General features: G+C 69.5%; 18 protein-coding genes. 12 read left to right on the forward strand and 6 right to left on the reverse strand.

What is annotated here, in order from left to right:
* The first annotated feature begins 48 nt into the window (after window positions 1-48).
* On the forward strand, window positions 49-1,038 hold the full coding sequence (locus ACIUM1_RS25490) for an IS481 family transposase (RefSeq protein WP_406817863.1): 990 nt from the start codon (window positions 49-51) through the stop codon (window positions 1,036-1,038).
* Here the strand turns inward: ACIUM1_RS25490 and ACIUM1_RS25495 are convergent.
* Both ACIUM1_RS25495 and ACIUM1_RS25500 read right to left on the reverse strand, forming a co-directional pair.
* A complete protein-coding gene (locus ACIUM1_RS25495) occupies window positions 1,035-2,486 on the reverse strand; it encodes an FAD-dependent oxidoreductase (RefSeq protein WP_406815241.1) in 1,452 nt (483 codons plus the stop codon). The genes ACIUM1_RS25490 and ACIUM1_RS25495 overlap by 4 nt on opposite strands.
* Before the next feature lie 126 nt (window positions 2,487-2,612).
* Entirely contained in the window at window positions 2,613-3,821 is a 1,209-nt protein-coding gene (locus ACIUM1_RS25500; protein ID WP_406817864.1) for a protein kinase domain-containing protein, read from the reverse strand.
* 197 nt (window positions 3,822-4,018) lie between these two features.
* On the opposite strand from ACIUM1_RS25500, the gene ACIUM1_RS25505 reads away from it, so the two are divergent.
* Entirely contained in the window at window positions 4,019-4,423 is a 405-nt protein-coding gene (locus tag ACIUM1_RS25505) for an Rv2175c family DNA-binding protein (RefSeq protein WP_406815242.1), read from the forward strand.
* Window positions 4,424-4,433: 10 nt separating this feature from the next.
* Here ACIUM1_RS25505 and ACIUM1_RS25510 read toward each other — a convergent pair whose 3' ends face one another.
* Together ACIUM1_RS25510 and idsA2 are read right to left on the reverse strand one after the other, a co-directional pair.
* Complete coding sequence (locus ACIUM1_RS25510; RefSeq protein WP_406815243.1) at window positions 4,434-5,975, reverse strand: alpha-(1->6)-mannopyranosyltransferase A; 1,542 nt, start codon at window positions 5,973-5,975, stop codon at window positions 4,434-4,436.
* A gap of 4 nt (window positions 5,976-5,979) precedes the next feature.
* The gene (gene idsA2 / locus ACIUM1_RS25515; RefSeq protein ID WP_406815244.1) at window positions 5,980-7,029 is read right to left on the reverse strand and encodes a bifunctional (2E,6E)-farnesyl/geranyl diphosphate synthase; all 1,050 of its coding nucleotides are present in this window, start codon (window positions 7,027-7,029) and stop codon (window positions 5,980-5,982) included.
* A gap of 261 nt (window positions 7,030-7,290) precedes the next feature.
* On the opposite strand from idsA2, the gene ACIUM1_RS25520 reads away from it, so the two are divergent.
* A complete protein-coding gene (locus ACIUM1_RS25520; RefSeq protein ID WP_406817865.1) occupies window positions 7,291-8,184 on the forward strand; it encodes a mycobacterial-type methylenetetrahydrofolate reductase in 894 nt (297 codons plus the stop codon).
* Here the strand turns inward: ACIUM1_RS25520 and ACIUM1_RS25525 are convergent.
* Window positions 8,181-8,831, reverse strand: coding sequence for an LppM family (lipo)protein (locus tag ACIUM1_RS25525; RefSeq protein WP_406817866.1), 651 nt, complete (start codon window positions 8,829-8,831; stop codon window positions 8,181-8,183). The genes ACIUM1_RS25520 and ACIUM1_RS25525 overlap by 4 nt on opposite strands.
* Before the next feature lie 147 nt (window positions 8,832-8,978).
* Window positions 8,979-9,587 carry a GNAT family N-acetyltransferase gene (locus ACIUM1_RS25530; protein WP_406815245.1) on the reverse strand — a complete coding sequence of 203 codons (609 nt, stop codon included), beginning with the start codon at window positions 9,585-9,587 and terminating at the stop codon, window positions 8,979-8,981.
* A gap of 336 nt (window positions 9,588-9,923) precedes the next feature.
* On the opposite strand from ACIUM1_RS25530, the gene ACIUM1_RS25535 reads away from it, so the two are divergent.
* The 9 genes from ACIUM1_RS25535 (at window position 9,924) to murD (ending at window position 21,548) form a co-directional block, all read left to right on the forward strand.
* The gene (locus ACIUM1_RS25535) at window positions 9,924-10,325 is read left to right on the forward strand and encodes a DUF3040 domain-containing protein (protein WP_077092306.1); all 402 of its coding nucleotides are present in this window, start codon (window positions 9,924-9,926) and stop codon (window positions 10,323-10,325) included.
* A 417-nt stretch (window positions 10,326-10,742) separates the two neighbouring features.
* Window positions 10,743-11,174, forward strand: coding sequence for a division/cell wall cluster transcriptional repressor MraZ (gene mraZ, locus ACIUM1_RS25540; RefSeq protein WP_406815246.1), 432 nt, complete (start codon window positions 10,743-10,745; stop codon window positions 11,172-11,174).
* Window positions 11,149-12,414, forward strand: coding sequence for a 16S rRNA (cytosine(1402)-N(4))-methyltransferase RsmH (rsmH, locus tag ACIUM1_RS25545; protein ID WP_406815247.1), 1,266 nt, complete (start codon window positions 11,149-11,151; stop codon window positions 12,412-12,414). The genes mraZ and rsmH overlap by 26 nt, the downstream gene beginning before the upstream one ends.
* The gene (locus ACIUM1_RS25550; RefSeq protein ID WP_406815248.1) at window positions 12,411-13,688 is read left to right on the forward strand and encodes a hypothetical protein; all 1,278 of its coding nucleotides are present in this window, start codon (window positions 12,411-12,413) and stop codon (window positions 13,686-13,688) included. The genes rsmH and ACIUM1_RS25550 overlap by 4 nt, the downstream gene beginning before the upstream one ends.
* On the forward strand, window positions 13,685-15,760 hold the full coding sequence (locus ACIUM1_RS25555; RefSeq protein WP_406815249.1) for a peptidoglycan D,D-transpeptidase FtsI family protein: 2,076 nt from the start codon (window positions 13,685-13,687) through the stop codon (window positions 15,758-15,760). Before ACIUM1_RS25550 ends, ACIUM1_RS25555 begins: the two co-directional genes overlap by 4 nt.
* A gap of 112 nt (window positions 15,761-15,872) precedes the next feature.
* Window positions 15,873-17,432 (forward strand): UDP-N-acetylmuramoyl-L-alanyl-D-glutamate--2,6-diaminopimelate ligase, encoded by a 1,560-nt coding sequence (locus ACIUM1_RS25560; RefSeq protein ID WP_406815250.1) that lies wholly within the window; start codon window positions 15,873-15,875, stop codon window positions 17,430-17,432.
* On the forward strand, window positions 17,429-19,003 hold the full coding sequence (gene murF / locus ACIUM1_RS25565) for a UDP-N-acetylmuramoyl-tripeptide--D-alanyl-D-alanine ligase (protein ID WP_406815251.1): 1,575 nt from the start codon (window positions 17,429-17,431) through the stop codon (window positions 19,001-19,003). The genes ACIUM1_RS25560 and murF overlap by 4 nt, the downstream gene beginning before the upstream one ends.
* Window positions 19,000-20,079 carry a phospho-N-acetylmuramoyl-pentapeptide-transferase gene (mraY, locus tag ACIUM1_RS25570; RefSeq protein ID WP_406815252.1) on the forward strand — a complete coding sequence of 360 codons (1,080 nt, stop codon included), beginning with the start codon at window positions 19,000-19,002 and terminating at the stop codon, window positions 20,077-20,079. Before murF ends, mraY begins: the two co-directional genes overlap by 4 nt.
* A complete protein-coding gene (gene murD, locus ACIUM1_RS25575) occupies window positions 20,079-21,548 on the forward strand; it encodes a UDP-N-acetylmuramoyl-L-alanine--D-glutamate ligase (protein ID WP_406815253.1) in 1,470 nt (489 codons plus the stop codon). The genes mraY and murD overlap by 1 nt, the downstream gene beginning before the upstream one ends.
* Window positions 21,549-21,554: the final 6 nt, after the last annotated feature.

Genomic DNA, 21,554 nt, shown 5'->3' on the forward strand with positions numbered 1-21,554 from the left:
GTGAAGTGCGAGCTGTCAAGGAACGCACCACTCACTTCGGAGGTCTTCGTGTCCCACCGTAATGCCCCCTTGTCAGAAACCGGTCGACTAAGGCTGGCCCGTTGTGTTGTCGAAGACGGTTGGCCGCTGCGCCGGGCCGCCGAGCGGTTCCAGGTGTCGCCCACCACGGCGGCCCGCTGGGCCCACCGTTATCGCAACCACGGCTTAGCGGGGATGGTTGATCGCAGCTCACGGCCGCACCGCAGCCCGAATCGCACGCCTGCACGCATCGAGCGGCGGATCATCAAAATTCGCGTCCTGCGACGCTGGGGACCCGCGCGTATTGGTTACCTGCTGGGCATTCACCCCTCGACCGTGCACCGCGTGTTGACCCGCTACGGATTGGCCAAACTGCGCTGGCTGGATCGCCCGACTGGGCGTGTCATTCGTCGTATCGAATCCGTCAAGCCCGGTGATTTGGTCCATGTCGATGTCAAGAAACTGGGCAAGATCCCGGCCGGCGGTGGCTGGCGGATGCTGGGCCGCACCGTCGGCAACCGCAACGCTCAGGCCGACAAGAGTTCGGGGCTATCGAGTAAGTACCGTCATCCCTTGCGTGGGCACCATTTCCTGCATACCGCCTTAGACGGGCACTCACGGCTCGTCTACAGCGAGATCTTGACCGACGAACGCAAAGACACCGCCGCCGCGTTTTGGACACGCGCTAACAGCTGGTTCAACCAATGCGGCATCACTGTTCGGAAAGTGCTGACAGACAACGGTTCCTGTTACCGATCCCAGGCATTCCGCGATGCCCTAGATGACATCGAACACCGCAGGACCCGCCCCTATCGCCCTCAAACCAACGGCAAAGTGGAGAGATTCCACCGGACCTTGGCTGACGAATGGGCCTATGCCCGCCTCTACACCAGCGACACCGAACGCTGCGAACAGTTCCCCATCTGGCTACACACCTACAATCACCACCGCGGCCACACTGCACTCGGCGGCCAACCACCCGCCACCCGCGTACCTAACCTGTCAGGTCAGAACAACTAGCGGAGCGCCGTAAGCCGCTCCGGCTGCGGGCTCGGCGGCGCGATCGGAGCCTTGACCGCGTGACTTCGCTGGTGCGCGAACCGGGCTCGCAGGTTGCCCCACACGATGCGGGGTAGCAGAGCGGGATCTCGCAGTCGCGACGGCGGGTCGACGAAGTTGGACACTCGAAAGAAGCGTTCGGTGAGGACGACGTCGCGGGTCGAGGCGTTCAATGCCGCTCTGGATATCCAGCGTTCAAGCCGCTGCCGCATCCCGCGCGGGCGGTGCGCGCGGGACGTGAGCCGGTCTCTGGCCTGATTGGCGGCCCACGTCTCGCCGATGTAGCGGGCCGTCGCCCGAAAAAAGCGCTGTGCCAGTTGAGCATCGCCCGCCAGCAGACAATCGCGCAGGGTCAGAGCTTCCAGCGCGGCGATCGTCATGCCTTGGCCGTAGGTGGGATCCAGACTGCATATCGCGTCGCCGATCACCAGCAGTCCGGACGGGAATTCGGCCAGCTGATCGTAGCGTCGCCAGGTCGCGGCGGCGTGGTGATAGATCACGGCTTCCCCGATGGGGTACGCACCGCACAGGCCCTCGACGATGGCCGGGGGTAGGGACGGCTCGGCCATCGCCAGCATCGCGGCGAAATCGGTTGGCGGCTCGCCAGTGTCGGCCGGCACCCCGATCGCCAGCATCCAGGTGTCGTGCTCGTTGGCCACCAACAAGCCCCCCGGCCTGCCGCCCCAGGGGTTGAACAGCACCAATCGCTGGGCGATGGATCCGTCGGGAATGCTCAATTGTTGGCTCGCGTAACCGGATCTGGCTACCGTCCGGTCCTCGGTTGGCCGCTGGTAACCCAGGCTCTCCAGAAAGGCCGGGGTGCGCGCCCCGCGCCCCATGGCGTCCACCACCAGATCGGCGTCCAGAGTCGTGGGAAAACCGTTGTAGCGCCCGGCAATTCGCACGCCGTTGACGATGTCCGCGGTGGTGAGGAGTTCGGACAAGTCGTGCCCGTCGAGGAACGTGACATTGGGCAGGGCCTTGACGCGCCGGCGCAGGTGGAACTCCATGAACGGCCGGGTCGTCATATGGAGCGCCAAAGCGCCCGGATCGGCGAACGCGCCCGAGCTTTTCAGCTCGTAGCGCCCGCTGCGCACGTAGAAATTCGACAGATCCCCGTTGTCGACGACGACCGCCCCGGCCCTGGCCAGGTCATCGAGCAGGCCGGGAAACAATTCGTCCAACACCTGCAGGCCGCGGCTATAGAAGTTGTGCACGTGCCGGCCCTGGGGGATGCCCCGGCGGTGGCACGGGTAGTCGGGCAACCTGTCCCGCTCGACCACACTGACCGAATCGTAGAACTCCGAAAGCACGCGCGCGGCAAGCAAACCCGCCATTCCGGCACCCAGTACGACTGCGTGCTCGCCGAGCCGGTTCGGCGAGTCGACGCCTTGCATTGTCGGACCCATGCAGAAGTACGGTACACCAAAAATAAGAAAAATAAGAGAACTTTGTGATTACTTTAAGATCGTGTTGTCGGCAGTGCAGCGGGTTGATCCCCGGTCGCGGCAGGTTCTTGCCGGCTCACCGCCCGGCTACAGCAGACCGTCCAGGTTGCTTCCGACGGTCCACGCCGCGGTGGCGACCAGACCGGTGATAGCCAGCACCAGCGCCACCCACACCAGCACCATGCGCCGGTTGTGCTGGCGCGCCCACACGAATTCGCTGATCGGGATGCCCGCGAATTCGCCTGAAACCGGCTCGTATTCGTAGTCATCCTCGGGCTCGTCGTCGGTCTGCGGGGACCGCTGCGGCTCCGGCCAGTCCTGCAGGCCCCGCGTCATCTGGCGAGTGGGCTGCCGCACCGGCGCCGGGCTGGGCGGCGCGGGCTGCGCCGTGGTGGGCGGCTGCTGGGTGGACTGGCCACGCTGCAGCGCCGCCGACCGGTGTTGTGCCGAGTTGCGGGGCGCCGGCACCCGAAAGTTCGGCAGCGCAAGCTCTTCGGCGATCGCGTCGAGATCGGCGCGCATCTCGATCGCGTCGGCGTACCGTTCGGCCGGGTCGCGGGCCGTCGCCCGCTCGACGAATTCGTCGAACTGTGCGGGCACGCCGTCGATGACCGCGCCGGGCGGCGGCACGTCGGTGTCCAGTCGCTGGTAGGCCAGCGACAACGCCGAATCGCCGGTGAACGGTGTGCGCCCGGTCAGCAACTCGTAGGTCATGATGCCCGCGGAGTAGACGTCGCTGCGCGGACTGGCGTCACCGTCGCGCACCTGCTCGGGCGACAGGTAGGCCGCGGTGCCCAAAATCACGCTGGCGGAGGTGATTCCGGCGGCCGCGACGGCCCGGACCAACCCGAAATCGGCGATCTTCACCTCGCCGTCGTCGGAGATCAGCACGTTCTCGGGCTTGACGTCGCGATGCACCAGACCGGACCGGTGCGCGGCGGCCAGCCCGCCCAGCACCGGACGAAGCACCGCCGCCACGGCATACGGCGGCATGGGCCCGCGCTCGCTCAGCAGCTCGCGGAGCGTGCCACCCTCGATGAGCTCCATCACCAGAAACGGGTGCCGGGCGTCCAAGCCCTGGTCATAGACCGCGACCAGCCCGGGGTCCTTCAGCCGGGCCACGGTTTGCGCCTCGCGCTGAAAGCGGGTCAGGAACTGCTCGTCGCCGGCATAGCGGGAATCCATCACCTTCACCGCGACCGGGCGGTCGAGCCGGGTGTCCAGGCCGCGGTACACCGTCGACGTGCCGCCGCTGGCGATCCTGGACTGCACCAGGTAGCGGCCGTCCAGCAACATGTTGTGCAACGGATCGACCGGCCCGGCTTCGGGCCGGCGACGAGGCGGGCCGGGCCGGCCCGAGGCCGGGGTCCCGCCCGCGCGCGGGGGAGGGCCGGGCGGTTCAGCTTTGGCCACCGGGCCATCGTAGGTGCGTGGCCGTGGTTGGCCGGTAGAACACGGGCTCAACCCGGGCATCTAGGCATACACTTGCCCGGATGAGCAGTATTCCTGCCGGCGACGATGTGCTAGAACCCGACGAGCCGATTTACGACCTGAGGCGGGTCGCCGAATTGATGGGGGTGCCGGTCACCAAGGTGCACCAGCAACTCCGCGAGGGCCACCTGGTTGCGGTCCGGCGCGGCGAGGGCCTGGTGGTACCGCAGGTGTTCTTCACCAAGTCCGGTGAGGTGGTCAAAAGCCTGCCGGGGCTGTTGACGATCCTGCATGACGGTGGCTACCACGACACCGAGATCGTGCGCTGGTTGTTCACCCGGGACCCCTCGCTGACGGTCACCCGCGATGGCAGCCGCGACGCCCTCAACAACGCCCGCCCCGTCGATGCCCTGCACGCCCACCAGGCGCGGGAGGTCGTGCGCCGGGCGCAAGCGATGGCCTACTGAGCCCGTTCGCTCATCCGGCGGCGGCGTCGGCCGGCTCGGCTTGCCCCTCCGGAACCCGGTACAGGGCGTACCCGGCGATCAGCGCGCACGCGGTGGCCAGCGAAAAGTGCAGCCACGAGTACATGCCGTGCGAGCCATCGGGTTTGAAGATCACCATCACCCAGGTCGACAGGGCGCCGATGATCGCCAGGGCGCGTCGGGACTGCGCCAGCGGCGCCACGATCGCCAGCGGCCACGAGTAGTACCAGGGCAGGGCGGCCGGCACGAACAGCACCACGATCAGCATCGACCACGCGATGCCGGTAAGCGCTGCCCGGTCGTCGCGGCGGAACCGCCACCACAACAGCGGCAGCGACACCGCGATGACCGCGATGCCGATCAGCCGGGTGACGCGCAGGATCGGATAGAAGCTCACCGGGAAAAACCCGCTGCCGATCGCGTGGATCAGGTTGGCGGCCGCGGTGGGTACGGTCAGCCAGTTGATGATCTTCACCGATCCGGCCAGCGCGGTCAGCCAGCCCAGGCCGACCCCGGCCGCCGCGGACACGATCGCGAAGACCGCGACGAAGATCAGCAGCGATAACGCCGTGGCGGCGAAAAACGCTGCCACCGGCCGATATTCCCGGCGATCGCGCAGATGCCGCATCCACACCCAAACCAGGAAGGGCAGAGCGATGCCCGCGGTGGCTTTGACCGCGATGGCCACCGTGATCAGCGTGATGCCCGCGGCGTGGCGGCCCCCGAACGTCAGCGCGATACCGGCGGCCATCAAGCCCACCATCAGCATCTCGTTGTGCACCCCGCCCATCAGGTGGATGAGCACCAGGGGATTGAGCACGCAGGTCCACAGCGCCGTCGCACCGTCGGCGCCCAGATGGCGCGCCACGCGGGGCGTCGCCCAGATCAGCAGCACCAGGCCGGGCAGCATGCACAGCCGCAGCAGCGCGGTGCCCGCCACCACGTTGTTGCCCACCACGATGGTGATGACCTTCGCCACCAGGATGAACACCGGGCCGTAGGGTGCGGTCGTGATGGACCAGATGGGACTCACGTTGTCCAGCAGGCTGTTCGGGTTGGCGACCGGGCCCACCGCGTACGGGTCCAGACCGTCACGCAGCAGCGCGCCCTGCGCCAGATACGAATAGGTGTCCCGGCTGAAGACCGGCACCGACACCAGCAACGGCGCCAGCCAGAACCCGGTGGTCGCTTTCATGGCGAACTCGCTCGCCTCGCCGGCCAGCACCCGGCGGCCCAGACCCAGCCACGCGATCAGCATCAGGCCGACGCCGGTCCACAACACGATCGACGACAGCACCAGGCCGTGGCCAAAACGCAACCAGGACATGTGTATCGACTCCAGCAGCGGGTCGTGCTGGCGGGTGCTGCCGGCACCCAGACCGCCCAGGGTGATCAGCACCGATCCCAGCATGCCCAGCTTCGCCGGACGGGAGTCACCGGCGGCCAGGAATGCTCTCAGCTGGGAAAGCCGTTCGCCGCGAGCGGGTTTGGCCGGTGGCGAATCCGCTGCCGAGGTGTCCGTGGGCGTCGTCATCGGTTCAGGCGGACCGGTTCGTGGACAGCTTGGCCAATTCGGACAGGCCCGCTTTGGCGGCGGTGTTGATGGGTGCGGCCGCCAGCGCGGCCAGGGCCCGCTGGGTCAGCGCGGCGATCCGTTGTTCGGCCGCGGCCAGGGCGCCCACCGACTCGATGACCTCGCGCAGCTGTTCCACTTGCGCGTCGGTCAGCTGTGCTCCGATCGAGGTCCGTAACAGGTTGGCTGCCACCGGGTCTGACTGCTCCGCCAACTCCACCGCCTCGGCCAGCAGCACGGTGCGCTTGCCCGATCGCAGATCGTCCCCGGACGGCTTGCCGGTCACCGCGGGGTCACCGAAAACCCCCAGCACGTCGTCGCGCAGCTGAAACGCCACCCCCAGATCCGTCCCGAACTGGCCGAAGACGTCGTGGACGTCGGGCCGCTCGGCCGCGGCGGCCGCCCCGAGCTGCAGCGGCCGGGACACGGTGTAGCAGGCGGTTTTGAAGGTGTCCACGTTCATCGCCGAGGCGATCGACGAGGCCGCGCTGGCCTCGGCGACGATGTCGAGGTACTGCCCGCCGAGCACCTCGGTGCGGATGTTGGCCCACACCCGTCGCACCCGCCGCGCTGCCTGCGGGGGCAACTCGACGCCGAAGACGATGTCGTCGGCCCAGGCCAGTGCCAGGTCGCCGAGCAGGATGGCGGCCGACATCCCGAACTGCTCCGGCGAGCCCTGCCAGTGCCGGTCGCGGTGCAGCGTCGCGAACCGGACGTGCGTGGTCGGCCGGCCCCGGCGGGTGGAGGAGTCGTCGATCACGTCGTCGTGCACCAGCGCGCAGGCGTGCAGCAGCTCGAGTGCGGAAAACAGCAGCAGCACTTGCTCATCGGGGGCTTCGTCGGTCACGGCGCGCCAGCCCCAATAGGCGAACGCGGGCCGGAGCCGCTTGCCCCCGTTGAGCACGAAATCTTCCAGCGCGGCGATCAGACCGCCGTAGTCGTCGCCGATGTACGCGGTCTCGGTGCGCCGGTCATGCAGGTACCGCCGCAACTGCTCGGTGATGGCGCCGGTCAACTCGACGGTTGCCGCTGCTTCTGAAGCTCCTAGGCTCAGCGCGGCGCCCCTTTCTGCTCGGCTGGCTGGGTGTTCCAGGCCCGACCAGTGTATTCGCCGTGCCGCCCGTGTTGGTTCGCAGATGACCCCGGCGGGCGGACCCAGTTGCTTCGCCTGCCTCATTAACTCGCCCCTATGCTGGCGGATGCGCCGGGGCTCGCGCCAACACTGCGCGGCCATCAGTCGCCCCGGGCCAATAGTCGTCAGATGGAGAGAAGCCGCGTGACCCTCAACACCATTGCGCTCGAACTGGTGCCGCCGAATGCCGACGAAGGCCGGGAGCGGGCAACCGAAGAGGCGCACAAAGTGGTGCGGAATTCGGCCGAGGCCGGCCTGGACGGCCGGATCCGGCACGTGATGATTCCGGGGATCATCGCCGAGGACGATGACCGTCCCATTCAGATGAAGCCGAAGCTGGACGTGCTCGACTTCTGGTCGGTCGTCAAGCCGGAACTGCCCGGCATCAAAGGCCTGTGCACTCAGGTCACCGCGTTCATGGACGAGCCGTCGCTGCGCGCGCGGCTGACCGAGCTGACGTCGGCCGGCATGGAAGGCGTGGTCTTCGTCGGCGTGCCGCGCACGATGAACGACGGCGAGGGCTCCGGCGTCGCTCCCACCGATGCCCTGTCGATCTACCGCGAGCTGGTGACCAACCGCGGCGTCATCCTGATCCCCACCCGCGACGGCGAACAGGGCAGGTTCAACTTCAAGTGCGACCGGGGCGCCACCTACGGGATGACCCAGCTGTTGTACTCCGACGCAATCGTGGGCTTCCTGCGGGAATTCGCCCGCCAGACCGATCACCGCCCGGAAATTCTGTTGTCGTTCGGTTTCGTACCGAAGATGGAGAGCCGGGTCGGACTGATCAACTGGCTGATCCAGGACCCGGGTAATCCGGCGGTGGCCAAGGAGCAGGAGTTCGTCAAGAAGCTGGCCGCCGCCGAACCGGCGCAGAAGCGCCAGCAGATGGTGGACCTGTACAAACGCGTCATCGACGGCGTCGGCGAACTCGGCTTCCCGCTGAGCGTCCACCTCGAGGCGACCTACGGGAACTCCGGGCCGGCCTTCCAGACGTTCGCCGAGATGCTGGCCTACTGGTCACCGACCCCTGGCTAGCCGGGCGGCGGCTGGTCGCGCGGCGCGGTCAGCCGCGGTGACCGGTCCCTGCTGACCCAGGCCAGCAGCCCCACCACACCGGCGGCCGCGAACGACGCGATGCACAGCCACACCACCGCTCCGGTGAACGACCGGGTATTGGGGTCGGTGTAGCGGGCCTGGGCGGTCATGGTGCCCACCACGCCGGGTTTCAGCTTCCACGACACCACGTCGGGTTCGACCCGGTCGCCGTTGGTGGAGGTCACCACGCCGGGGAAGGCCACGGTCAGCTCGACGTCGGCCTCGGGATCGGTCAGCGAGGTCAGATCCGCCCGGCCTTCCAAAATCACCAGGTTGCCGTTGCGGCGCAGCGTCAGGTTGACCCCGGAGGCGTCGGAGTTCATGTTGGCCAGCTGCGGCAGCTCCGCGAACGTCAGGTCGGAGAACACCGCCTGCGAGCCGACGTAGCCGTCGCTGTCATAGTTCGACACCGCCACCTTCTGGCTGAACGGCAGGTTGTTGCTGTCCAGTTGGGGGCCGGTGTCCTTGGGCGTCTTGGGTTTGGCGGCGGCGACGATCTCACCGGACACCAGGTCATCGGGGGAGATGGTGAGTGAGGCCCGGACCCGCAGGCAGCCGGTGGCCAGCGGCACAATGAGCAGCAGCATCGCGATGGCGGTCAGGCGGCGCCGCCGAGCCCGAATCGCTCGGGATCCTCGGCTGCGGGGCGGGGGAGAGCTGGCTCGCACCAGGTCATCGTGCCAGATCCGATGTGCCACTTAGTGGAGTCTTCCGATGTGTGCCGGGTTCGGGCGTTACAGGGGCAGCTTGCGGCCCAGGATCGCAAATGCCCGCGGGTCGCCGGCGAAGTGGTAGCCGCGGATGATGTCGGTGAAACCCAGCCGCCGGTACAACCGCCAGGCGCGGTTGGCCTCGCCGTTGGTTTCCGGCGTGGAAAGCAGCACGTTCTGCTCGGCGCGACCGGCGAGCAGCCGCCGGGCCAGTGCCTCGCCGAGACCGCGGCCCTGGGCCCGGGGATGGATGTGCAGCTCGGTCAGCTCGAAGTAGCTGTTCATCAGCCGTGAGATCTCCTGCGGCGGCGAGCCGCCGCGCTGCATGCCCAGCACCACCTGTTGCTGCCACCACTGCCCGGGCGCGCCGGGGTAACCGTAAGCCACCCCGAGCAAAGGGGCGTTGGCCAGGGCTTCCGTCGAGGGCGGTTGTGCGCCTGCGTCTTCGGCTTCCTCGGTTTCGACGACGCCGGCCCCCTGCCAGCCGCGTCGCCGGATGTGTTCCAGCCACATTGCGGCGCGCTGGTTCTCGGTGCCGCGCGGGTAGCGCATCGCGTCGACGTACACCGCCAGGGCGTCACCCAGGCGGCGCTCCATGTCGTCGGGAAGCAGATCGATGAGGAATATCGCCAACTCGCGGTCTCCTCCTCCTCATCGTGATCCAGGCTCGGGCGGCGCCTCGGTGTGGTCGCTGTGGGATGGGCCGCTATCGCCCATTATCGGACCCGGGTGCGGCGGCCCGACGAGCGGTCGTGGCACCGCACCGACGAGCCGCCCGGGTGCGGGAAGCCGGTTGTAGCGCACGGCCGTTCCGGTCTATCAGGGTGTCGGAGGGCGGCCGGGATAGAATCGGCGCCGAACCAGTGGTATGGGGCAGATTGACCTCGTATCATTCAATTAGTTGCCCCCGCAACGGGCATCCGCGTGGTACCGATAGTCACGTGCCCAACAGTCGGCAAGGAGGGACGAATGCCACTCTCCGATCATGAGCAGCGGATGCTCGATCAGATCGAGAGCGCTCTCTACGCCGAGGACCCCAAATTCGCGTCGAGTGTCCGCGGCGGCGGGTTTCGCGCACCTACCGCCCGTCGGCGGCTGCAGGGTGTGGCGCTGTTCGTCATCGGTCTGGCCATGCTGGTGTCGGGGGTGGCGTTCAAGGCAACGATGATCGGAAACTTCCCGATCCTCAGCGTCTTCGGCTTCATCGTCATGTTCGGCGGGGTGATCTTCGCGATCACCGGTCCCCGGTTGTCCGGCAGGCCCGATCATTCCGGCCCGGCGCCCACTTCGCTGCGTCAGCGCCGCAACAAGGGCGGGGGTTCGTTCACCAGCCGCATGGAGGACCGGTTCCGCCGCCGCTTCGACGACTGAGCGCATCCGCACACTCGGGGTAGCCGGCCGGCTACCCCGATTTTTTTGTGCACGGCCCGGCCCGGTGTTCCCGGTGTGCCGGCGGTGGATCTGGGCAGCCGCGCAACCGCCGATGCCGTTTTGCAGCTCAATCGAGCCCGAACCGAGGCGCTTTGCGGCAGTTAAGCCCCACCACGCCCCACTAAAGTTCCCCACTACGCCCCACCATGGGCGTTTCGCCTGGTAGAGCTGCCTTGGCTGACGGCTCGGAGCGCGTCCGGACGCCGCCGCGACACACCCCTTTGGCGGCATTGGCGACGTCCTGACGACGGATAACCCCGAAATCGCCACGACGAGACTCCAAGAATGGGGCGTAGTGGGGGATTGTGGGGTATGGTGGCTGCAGTGTTTGGGTGACCCCATAGGGGAGGTGAGCTGGTGTTTCTCGGCACCTACACGCCCAAACTCGACGACAAGGGGCGGCTCACGCTGCCCGCCAAGTTCCGCGACGCACTGGCAGGGGGATTGATGGTCACCAAGAGCCAGGACCACAGCCTCGCCGTCTACCCGCGGGCGGAATTCGAGCAACTGGCCCGTCGCGCGAGCAGGGCCTCGCGCAGCAACCCCGAGGCCCGGGCGTTTCTCCGCAACCTCGCCGCCGGCACCGACGAGCAGCATCCCGACGCGCAGGGCCGCATCACGTTGTCGGCCGATCACCGGCGCTACGCGAACCTCTCGAAGGACTGCGTGGTGATCGGAGCGATCGACAACCTGGAGATCTGGGATGCGCAGGCCTGGCAGGACTACCAGCAGACCCACGAAGAGAACTTCTCCGCGGCCAGCGATGAAGCACTCGGCGACATCATTTGAGGCGCATGCCCGTGCAACGTGGCCTCTGCCCGAACCGACCCTGGCGTACTTCCCCAACGCCAGGTTCGCGACTTCGGTCAGAGACCTCGATGCAGGGGCTGCCCAAACTCCCGGGCAGCTGGTAAGGCCCGGCCGGGCGGCACAAACCCGACGCGGCGCCGGGATCCGTCCGATGGCGGCCCGGGTGGCCGACGGGTGCCGGCAGATCCGTGGAGGCGTTGCGGTGGCTGACAATTCGAGTTCCGACGATTACGGGCACATCCCCGTCCTGCTGGAACGCTGCGTCGAGCTGCTCACGCCCGCGCTGACCCGCCACCACCCCGACGGGTCCGGGGCGACGCTGCTGGACGCCACCCTCGGCGCGGGCGGGCACGCGGAACGATTCCTCACCGACCTGCCGGGCCTGCGGCTGATCGGACTCGACCGCGATCCCAGCGCACTGGACATCGCCCGGCAAAGGCTGGCGCCGTTCGCCGACCGAATCACGCTGGTGCACACCCGCTACGACGGTATCGCGGCGGCGCTGACCGAATCCGGTTATGCCGCAACCGAATCGGTGGACGGAATGCTATTCGACCTGGGTGTGTCGTCCATGCAGCTGGACCGCGCCGAGCGGGGTTTCGCCTACGCCCAGGACGCCCCGCTGGACATGCGGATGGACCCGTCGTCGCCGCTGACCGCCGCCGACATCGTCAACACCTACGACGAGGCGGAACTGGCGGACATCTTGCACCGCTACGGCGAGGAAAGGTTCGCGCGCCGCATCGCCGCACACATCGTGCGCCGGCGCGCCCGCGAGCCGTTCACGTCGACATCGGACCTGGTAGCCCTGCTCTACGAAGCGATTCCGGCCGCGGCGCGGCGCACCGGCGGGCATCCGGCCAAGCGCACGTTCCAGGCGCTGCGGGTCGCCGTCAACGACGAACTGGACACGCTGCGCCGTGCGCTGCCGGCCGCCCTGGACGCCACGGCGGTCGGCGGGCGCATCGTGGTGATGGCCTACCAGTCGCTGGAGGACCGAATCGTCAAGCGGCTCTTCGCGCAGGCGGTCGCGTCGCGCACCCCGGTGGACCTGCCGGTCGAGCTTCCCGGCCACGAGCCGCGGTTCCAGTCCCTGACACACGGCGCCGGACGCGCCGACGCCACCGAGGTCGAACGCAATCCACGCAGTGCCGCAGTGCGATTGCGGGCGCTGCAACGAATGGAATCACAGCAGGCGAGCGGGAAAGGCCACGCATGAGAGCAGAGCGCGAGACGTCGAAACGGCGCGGCAGCAGCGACCGTCGGGGCGGACGCGACGGATCTGCCCGGCGCCGCAGTCGTCCCGCGGCCGAGTCCGGATCGGCGCGGCGCACCCGAAGCGGCCGGGCCTCCGCGCCCACCCGCGAAGCCCGCGCCCCCAAGTCCGGGCCGCAGACCAGCCCCATCGCCCGGCCGGCGGAGCGACCGGCAAGGCCCAAGAGCACCAGCCAGGCCAAGGCGCGGGCCAAGGCGCGGAAAGCCAAAGCGCCCAAGGTTGTTCGTCCTCGGCTGACCGAACGGCTGGCCGCCCGGCTGGCATCGATCGACCTGCGGCCGCGGACATTGGCCAGCAAGGTTCCGTTCGTCGTGCTGATCATCGGTGCGCTGGGCATCGGCCTCGGGCTCACGCTGTGGCTGTCCACCGACTCTGCCGAGCGCTCCTACAAGTTGAGCCACGCGCGGGAGCGCACCCGGCTGCTGCAGCAGCAGAAGGAAGCGCTGGAGCGCGACGTGCGCGAGGCGGAGGCCGCCCCGGCGCTGGCGGAGGCGGCCCGCAAGCAGGGCATGATCCCGAGCAGGGACACCGCGCACCTGGTCCAGGACCCGTCCGGCAACTGGGTGGTGGTCGGCACGCCCAAACCGGCCGACGGCGTTCCGCCGCCGCCGCTGAACAACAAGCTTCCCGACGAGGCACCCCAGCTCCCCAAGCCCCCGGCCGCTCCGCCGGAGGTGTCGATCCGGGTGGAGCCCGCCCCGGGCGACCCGGCCCCGGCCAGGTCCGGACCCGAAGCGCTGCTGCGCGCCCCCGACGGCGCGTCGACGGTGGGCGGTCAGCACCTGCCGCCGGCGGTGCCCCCGGCGCCCGGCGCGCCTGCCGGCCCGGGACTGCCGGTGACGGGTACGCTGCCCGGCATGCCAGGCGGACCGGCGACGGGTGCATTGCCCGGGATGCCCGCCGGCCCGGTCACCGGGCGGGTGCCTGGCGTGCTGCCAACGTTGCCGACGCCGGGCTTGCCCATGCCGGCCGCCCCGGCGACCGCTCCGGTGCCCGCCGAAGTGCCGATTCCCTTGGGCGGGCTGCCGATTCCGGCTCCTGGCCAGCTGCCCGCGCCGCTGCCCGCCGAGATCCCGGTCCCGCTGCAGTTGGGCCGCCCGGCGACGCCGGCCCAGCCCGTGGTCCCCGCCCCGCCGGCCCAGCCCGTGGTCCCTGCCCCGCCGGCTAACGGCCTGCCCGCGCCCGCGGTCGTCGCGCCGCCAGGTGCGCCCAGGTGAGCCGGGGAGAATCACCGCGGGGCCGCCCGTCGCAGTCGGCACGGCCGACACGTGGTCCCCGTAAGGACTTGGGCGGCAAGGGGATACGGCAACGCAAGCGCCGCGCGAAACCGCAGCAGGCCGACGCCGGCCGGGACGCTCGAGAGCCCAAGCGATTCCGCAAGGCCAAGCAAGCCAAGAGCGGCGGGGCCGCGCAACGGCCCGATGCGGTGCCGGCCGGGCATCCGGCGCGCGAGCGTCGCACCCGCCAGATCGTGGAGTTGACCAGCCGCGGTGGATCATTCGTCTTCCGGCACCGGGCCGGCAACGTGGTCATCCTGGTGCTGATGCTGGTGGCCGCCGCCCAGCTGTTCGTCCTGCAGGTGACCAACGCCCCGTCGCTGCGGGCCCAGGCCGCCGGCCAGCTCAAGGTCACCGACGTGGAAAAAGCGGTGCGCGGCAGCATCATCGATCGCCGCAACGACCAGCTCGCCTTCACCATCGAGTCGCGTGCGCTGACGTTTCAGCCGAAACGGATCCGCAAGCAACTGGAGGAAGCCAAGGCCAAGAACAAGACTGCCCCTGATCCACAGCAGCGGTTGCGCGATATAGCCAAAGAGGTCTCCAGCCGCCTGGGTAACAAGCCGGACGCGGCGGCCGTCTTGAAGAAGCTGCAAACCGACGACAACTTCGTGTATCTCGCGCGCGCGGTCGATCCCGCTGTGGCCACTGCGATCTCGGACAAGTACCCCGAGGTCGGCTCCGAACGCCAGGATCTGCGCCAGTATCCGGGCGGATCGCTGGCGGCCAACATCGTCGGCGGCATCGACTGGGACGGTCACGGCCTGCTGGGCCTGGAAGAGGCCATGGACTCGGTGCTGTCGGGCACCGACGGTGCGGTCACCTATGACCGCGGCTCCGACGGTGTGGTCATCCCCGGCAGTTACCGCAATCGGCACCGGGCGGTCAACGGCTCGATGGTCCAGCTGACCCTCGACGACGACATCCAGTTCTACGTGCAACAGCAGGTTCAGCAGGCCAAGAACGTGTCTGGCGCGCACAATGTTTCGGCCGTCGTGCTGGACGCGAAGACCGGCGAAGTGCTGGCCATGGCGAACGACAACACCTTTGACCCCTCCCAGGACATCGGGCGGCAGGGCGACAAACAGCTGGGCAACCTGGCGGTGTCCTCGCCGTTTGAGCCCGGCTCGGTGAACAAGGTGATCACCGCGTCCTCGGTCATCGAGTACGGCCTGTCCAACCCCGATGAGGTGCTGCAGGTTCCCGGTACCATCCAGATGGGCGGGGTGTCCATCCACGACGCGTGGGATCACGGCGTGATGCCCTACACCACCACCGGCGTGTTCGGAAAGTCGTCCAACGTCGGCACTTTGATGCTTGCCCAGCGCGTCGGCCCGGAGCGCTTCTACGACATGGTCCGCAAATTCGGCCTGGGGCAACGCACCAACGTGGGGCTGCCTGGAGAGAGCGCCGGGCTGGTGCCGCCGATCGACCAGTGGTCGGGCAGCACCTTCTCGAACCTGCCCATCGGCCAAGGCCTTTCGATGACGCTGTTGCAGATGACCGGCATGTACCAGGCGATCGCCAACGACGGCCTGCGGATACCGCCGCGGATCATCAAGGCCACCATCGCCCCCGACGGCACGCGCACCGAAGAGCCGCGTCCGGACGGCGTGCGGGTGGTGTCGCCGCAGACGGCGCAGACGGTCCGCAACATGTTGCGCGCCGTCGTGCAGAAGGATCCGATGGGTTACCAGCAGGGCACCGGCTCCGCCGGCGCGGTGACGGGCTACCAGATGGCCGGCAAGACCGGCACCGCGCAGCAGATCAATCCGGCCTGCGGCTGCTACTACGACAACGTCTACTGGATCACGTTCGCCGGAATGGCGACCGTCGACAATCCCCGGTATGTCATCGGCATCATGATGGACAACCCGGAGCGCAACGCCGACGGCACGCCGGGCCACTCGGCGGCCCCGCTGTTCCACAACATCGCCGGCTGGCTCATGCAGCGTGAGAACGTGCCGCTGTCGCCGGACCCAGGCCCGCCGCTGACGTTGCAGGCCACCTGACCCTGACCTCCGTGCAGCAGCCCGGGGGCACCGTCGGCGCGCGGATCCTCCTCGCCCGCCGCGTCTCGGTAGGGTGTCATGGCTGATCATGGCGAACGGGAGGTGATGAGCAGTGTCGGTGCCCGCCGGGTTGCGTCCGGACGCCGTCGCCGGGGTTCCGCTGTCGGCCCTGGCGGCGCAGGTCGAAGCGGCGCCGGCCGACGGCGGTGTGAGGCTGCCCGACGTGAACATCACCGGCGTGACGCTGCGCGCCCAGGACGTGCGGCCGGGTGACCTGTTCGCGGCGTTGCCGGGCCTGACGACCCACGGGGCGCGCTACGCCGCCGACGCGATCGAACGTGGCGCGGTCGCGGTGCTCACCGATCCCGCCGGAGTCGCCGAGATGACCGCGGCCGGCGCCCCGACCGTGCCCACGCTGGTGCACCCCGTCCCGCGCAGCGTGCTCGGCGGCCTGGCCGCCACGGTGTATGGAAATCCGTCCGAGCGGGTGGCCGTCATCGGCATCACCGGCACCTCCGGCAAGACCACCACCACATACCTGGTCGAATCCGGTCTGCGCGCCGCCGGCCGCACGGTTGGGCTGATCGGCACTATCGGCATCCGCATCGACGGCGCCGACATCCCCAGCGCACTGACCACCCCGGAGGCGCCCGCCCTGCAGGCAATGCTGGCGGCGATGGCCGAACGGGGGGTGGACACCGTCGTGATGGAGGTGTCCAGCCACGCGCTGGCATTGGGCCGGGTGGACGGAACCGGCTTCGCGGTCGGCGGCTTCACCAACCTGTCGCGCGACCACCTCGACTTTCACCCGACGATGGAACACTACTTTGACACCAAGGCCATGCTGTTCGACCCGGGCTCGCCGCTGCGGGCGCGCCGCGCCGTGGTGTGCGTCGACGACGAGGCCGGGCAGGCCATGGCGGCTCGGGCCGGCGACGCGGTCACCGTCAGCGCCGAGGGCCGGCCCGCGCACTGGCGCGCCGTCGACGTGGCCCCGATGGGCGCCGCGGGACAACAATTCACCGTCGTCGACCCCGCCGGCGCTCGGCACCACGTCGGGGTTCCGCTGCCCGGGCACTACAACGTCGCCAATTGCCTTGTGGCACTGGCTCTTCTGGACGCCGTGGGGGTTTCTCCGGAGCGGGCGGCGCCCGGCCTGCGGCAGACCCGGGTGCCGGGGCGCATGGAGGAGATCGACGCCGGGCAGGACTTTCTGGCGCTGGTCGACTACGCCCACAAGCCGGGCGCCCTGCGCGCGGTGCTGAGCACCCTGGCGCGTCCGGGTCGCCGCGTGGCGGTGGTGTTCGGCGCCGGCGGCGAACGCGATCCGGGCAAACGGGCGCCGATGGGCGCGACCGCCGCCGAGCTGGCCGACCTGGTTGTGGTCACCGACGACAATCCGCGCGGCGAGGACCCGGCCTCGATTCGCCGGGAAATCCTGGCCGGCGCGACCGAAAGTGGCTGCGCGGCAGAGGTTGTCGAAGTCGCCGACCGGCGCGACGCGATCAGGCGCGCTGTCGCCTGGGCGGGCCCCGGTGACGTGGTGCTGATCGCCGGCAAAGGCCACGAAACCGGGCAGCGCGCGGGCGGGCACACCCGCCCGTTCGACGACCGCGTGGAGCTGGCCGATGCACTGCGCGAGGCCTTGGGGCCCCGAAAGGTGACGCGATGATCGACCTGACCGTCGCCCAGATCGCCGACATCGTCGGGGGCACGCTGTCCGGCATCTCGGCGCGGGAAGCCGCCCAACGTCACGTCACCGGGACGGTCGAATTCGACTCGCGCGCCGTCAAACCCGGCGGACTGTTCCTGGCGCTGCCTGGAGCCCGCACCGACGGACACGACCATGCGGAAGCCGCCGTCGCCGCCGGTGCGGTCGCCGTCCTGGCCGCGCGACCGGTCGGCGTCCCGGCCATCGTGGTGCCCCCACAACCGCCGGCGACGCAGCCGGGTCATGGGCCGGCCGGGGTGCTCGAGCACGACGCCGACGGGTCCGGCGCCGCCGTGCTCGGCGCGCTGGCCAAGCTGGCCCAGGCGGTGGCCGCCGAACTGGTCGCCGGTGGGCTGACCATCGTCGGCATCACCGGATCCTCGGGGAAGACCTCGACCAAGGACCTGGTGGCCGCGGTCCTCCAGCCGCTGGGCGAGGTGGTGGCCCCGCCCGGGTCGTTCAACAACGAACTCGGTCACCCCTGGACGGTGCTGCGCGCGACGGCCGACACCGACTACCTGGTTCTGGAGATGTCGGCCCGCCATCCCGGCAACATCGCCGCGCTCGCCGAAATCGCCACACCGTCGGTCGGGGTGGTGCTCAACGTCGGCACCGCGCACCTGGGCGAGTTCGGCTCACGCGAAGCCATCGCCCGGACGAAATCCGAACTGCCGCAATCCGTTCCCGCATCCGGTGTGGTGATCCTCAATGCCGACGATCCCGCGGTCGCGGCCATGGCGGAGGTGACCGCCGCCCGGGTGGTCCGGGTCAGCCGCGCCGAGCGCACCCACGCGGGCCCCAGCGACCTGTGGGCCGGGCCGGTGTCGCTGGACGAGCTGGCCAGGCCGCGGTTCACGCTGCATCGGCGCGAGAAGTCCGGGGTGACGCAGGTGCCGGTGCGACTCGGCGTCTACGGCGATCACCAGGTGAGCAATGCGCTGTGCGCGGCCGCGGTCGCGCTGGAATGCGGGGCCGACCTCGAACAGGTGGCGGCCACGCTCGCCGGAGCGGGGCCGGTGTCACGGCACCGCATGCAGGTCACCACCCGTGCCGACGGCGTTACCGTCATCGACGATGCCTACAACGCCAACCCCGATTCGATGCGGGCCGGGTTGCAGGCGCTGGCCTGGATCGCCCACGGCGGGGGCGCGGGCGGCGGCCAAAGCCCCGCCGGAAAGCGCCGCAGCTGGGCGGTGCTCGGCGAGATGGCTGAGCTGGGCGAGGACGCCATCGCCGAGCACGATCGCGTCGGCCGGCTGGCCGTGCGCTTAGATGTGTCTCGACTCGTTGTCGTGGGAAGTGGGAGGTCGATGAGCGCCATGCACCACGGAGCGGTCATGGAGGGTTCCTGGGGCGCAGCCGATAAAGGCGCCGTCAACGTCGCCGACAGCGACGCCGCCCTGGCGTTACTGCGGGCCGAGGTGCAGCCCGGCGACGTGGTCCTGGTCAAGGCGTCGAACTCGGCGGGGCTGGGTGCGCTGGCCGACGCCCTGGCCCGTGACGATGCAGCCCAGGGCGGGGCGCCCGCATGAGACAGATCCTCATCGCCGTCGCGGTCGCGCTGACCGTATCGATCCTGTTGACCCCGGCGCTGATCCGGTTGTTCACCCGCCAGGGCTTCGGCCACCACACCCGCGAGGACGGTCCGCCGACCCACCACGCCAAACGGGGCACGCCGTCGATGGGCGGCGTGGCCATTCTGGCCGGCATCTGGGCGGGCTACCTGGGCACGCACCTGGCCGGGATGGCCTTCGACGGTGAAGGCGTCACGGTGTCGGGTCTGTTGGTGCTCGGCCTGGCCACCGTGCTCGGCGGCGTCGGCTTCCTCGACGACCTGATCAAGATCCGCAGGTCACGCAACCTGGGCCTGAACAAGACGGCCAAAACGATCGGGCAGGTGGCGGCCGCGGTGCTGTTCGGCGTGCTGGCGCTGCAGTTCCACAACAGCAACGGCCTGACGCCGGCCAGCGCCGATCTGTCGTACGTGCGCGAGGTCGCCACGGTCACCCTGGCGCCGGCCCTGTTCGTGTTGTTCTGCGTGGTCGTCGTCAGCGCCTGGTCCAACGCGGTCAACTTCACCGACGGCCTGGACGGGCTGGCCGCCGGCAGCATGGCGATGGTCACCGCCGCCTACGTGCTGATCACCTTCTGGCAGTACCGCAACGCCTGCGTCACCGCCCCCGGGCTGGGCTGCTACAACGTGCGCGATCCGCTGGACCTGGCGCTGGTCGCGGCCGCCACCGCAGGAGCCTGCATCGGCTTTTTGTGGTGGAACGCCGCGCCCGCCAAGATCTTCATGGGCGACACCGGATCGCTGGCCCTGGGCGGCATCATCGCGGGCCTCTCGGTCACCAGCCGCACCGAGATCCTGGCCGTCGTGCTGGGCTCGCTGTTCGTCGCCGAGGTCACCTCGGTTGTGTTGCAGATCTTGACGTTTCGCACCACCGGGCGCCGGGTGTTCCGGATGGCGCCTTTTCATCACCACTTCGAATTGGCCGGTTGGGCCGAGACCACGGTCATCATCCGCTTCTGGCTGCTCACCGCGATCGCCTGCGGGCTGGGCGTGGCCCTCTTCTACGGTGAGTGGCTGGGCGCGATAGGTGCCTGATGAGCGGTCTTGAGGCCCCGCTGGAACCGCTGGCGCCGGGCGCGCCGGTGTTGGTGGCCGGCGGCGGGGTGACCGGCAAGGCGGTGCTGGCGGCGCTGAGGAGATTCGGCGCGACCCCGACACTGTGCGACGACGACCCCGGCAGGCTGCGCGGCTACGCCGACGCGGGGATGGCGACCACGTCCACCTCGACCGCCATCGAGCAGATCTCCCGGTACGCGCTGGTGGTCACCAGTCCCGGCTTCGCGCCGACCACGCCGCTGCTGGTCGCCGCGGCGGCGGCCGGGGTGCCGATCTGGGGCGACGTGGAACTGGCCTGGCGCCTCGACGCCGCGGGCCACTACGGCCCGCCGCGGCGCTGGCTGGTGGTGACCGGGACGAACGGCAAGACGACCACCACGTCGATGCTGCACGCCATGCTGACCGCCGGCGGCCGGCGCAGCCTGCTGTGTGGCAACATCGGCGACCCGGTGCTCGACGTCCTGGACAAACCCGCCGAACTGCTGGCCGTCGAGCTGTCGAGCTTCCAATTGCATTGGGCGCCTTCGCTGCAACCCGAGGCCGGTGTGGTGCTCAACATCGCCGAAGACCACCTGGACTGGCACGGCAGCCTGGCGGCCTACGCCGCGGCGAAGGCGCGGGTGCTCGACGGCCGGGTGGCGGTGGTGGGCCTGGACGACGCCCGGGCGGCCGCGCTGCTGGACACCGCCCGAGCGCCGGTCCGGGTCGGCTTCCGGCTTGGCGAACCGGCGGCGGGGGAGCTGGGCGTGCGCGACGGCCAGCTGGTTGACCGCGCCTTCGCCGATGACCTGACGCTGCTGCCGGTCGAGTCCATCCCGGTGCCCGGGCCGGTCGGGGTGCTCGACGCCCTGGCCGCCGCGGCGCTGGCGCGCTGCGTCGACGTGCCGGCCGAGGCGATCGCGGCCGCGATCGCCGCCTTTCAGCTGGGCCGGCACCGGGCCGAGGTCGTGGCAGTCGCCGACGGAATCACCTATGTCGACGACTCCAAGGCCACCAACGCGCACGCCGCCGAGGCGTCCGTGCTGGCCTACCCCCGCGTGGTCTGGATCGCCGGCGGCCTGTTGAAGGGCGCGTCGGTGGACGCCGAGGTGGCCAGGATGGCGTCCCGCCTGGTCGGGGCGGTGCTCATCGGCCGAGATCGGCACGAGGTTGCCAAGGCGTTATCGCGACACGCGCCCGATGTCCCCGTCCTGCACGTTGTGACAGGCGAGGATGCTGGTATGGATGCGACTGCTGTGGTGCTTGGGGCAGATGTGACAGAAGTGAAACAAATCGGTGACGATCTGAGCACCGCGGTGATGACCGCGGCGGTGGCCGCCGCCCGAACCATGGCGCAGCCCGGTGACACCGTCCTGCTGGCACCGGCGGGCGCATCGTTCGACCAATTCACCGGCTACGCCCACCGTGGCGACGCGTTCGCGTCCGCCGTGCGCGCGGCGCTCCGGTAGGGCGGG

This window comes from Mycobacterium sp. M23085 (assembly GCF_045343915.1).
Lineage (GTDB): Bacteria > Actinomycetota > Actinomycetes > Mycobacteriales > Mycobacteriaceae > Mycobacterium.

What these genes read in the sequence shown, in the direction of transcription:
- murF (WP_406815251.1), top strand. Translation starts at nt 17,429, where the DNA reads ATGATCGACCTGACCGTCGCCCAGATCGCCGACATCGTCGGGGGCACG.
- ACIUM1_RS25525 (WP_406817866.1), bottom strand. Translation starts at nt 8,831, where the DNA reads ATGCTGCTGCTCATTGTGCCGCTGGCCACCGGCTGCCTGCGGGTCCGG.
- ACIUM1_RS25500 (WP_406817864.1), bottom strand. Translation starts at nt 3,821, where the DNA reads ATGTTGCTGGACGGCCGCTACCTGGTGCAGTCCAGGATCGCCAGCGGC.
- murD (WP_406815253.1), top strand. Translation starts at nt 20,079, where the DNA reads ATGAGCGGTCTTGAGGCCCCGCTGGAACCGCTGGCGCCGGGCGCGCCG.
- ACIUM1_RS25510 (WP_406815243.1), bottom strand. Translation starts at nt 5,975, where the DNA reads ATGACGACGCCCACGGACACCTCGGCAGCGGATTCGCCACCGGCCAAA.
- ACIUM1_RS25505 (WP_406815242.1), top strand. Translation starts at nt 4,019, where the DNA reads ATGAGCAGTATTCCTGCCGGCGACGATGTGCTAGAACCCGACGAGCCG.
- ACIUM1_RS25495 (WP_406815241.1), bottom strand. Translation starts at nt 2,486, where the DNA reads ATGGGTCCGACAATGCAAGGCGTCGACTCGCCGAACCGGCTCGGCGAG.
- mraY (WP_406815252.1), top strand. Translation starts at nt 19,000, where the DNA reads ATGAGACAGATCCTCATCGCCGTCGCGGTCGCGCTGACCGTATCGATC.
- rsmH (WP_406815247.1), top strand. Translation starts at nt 11,149, where the DNA reads ATGAAGCACTCGGCGACATCATTTGAGGCGCATGCCCGTGCAACGTGG.
- ACIUM1_RS25550 (WP_406815248.1), top strand. Translation starts at nt 12,411, where the DNA reads ATGAGAGCAGAGCGCGAGACGTCGAAACGGCGCGGCAGCAGCGACCGT.
- ACIUM1_RS25535 (WP_077092306.1), top strand. Translation starts at nt 9,924, where the DNA reads ATGCCACTCTCCGATCATGAGCAGCGGATGCTCGATCAGATCGAGAGC.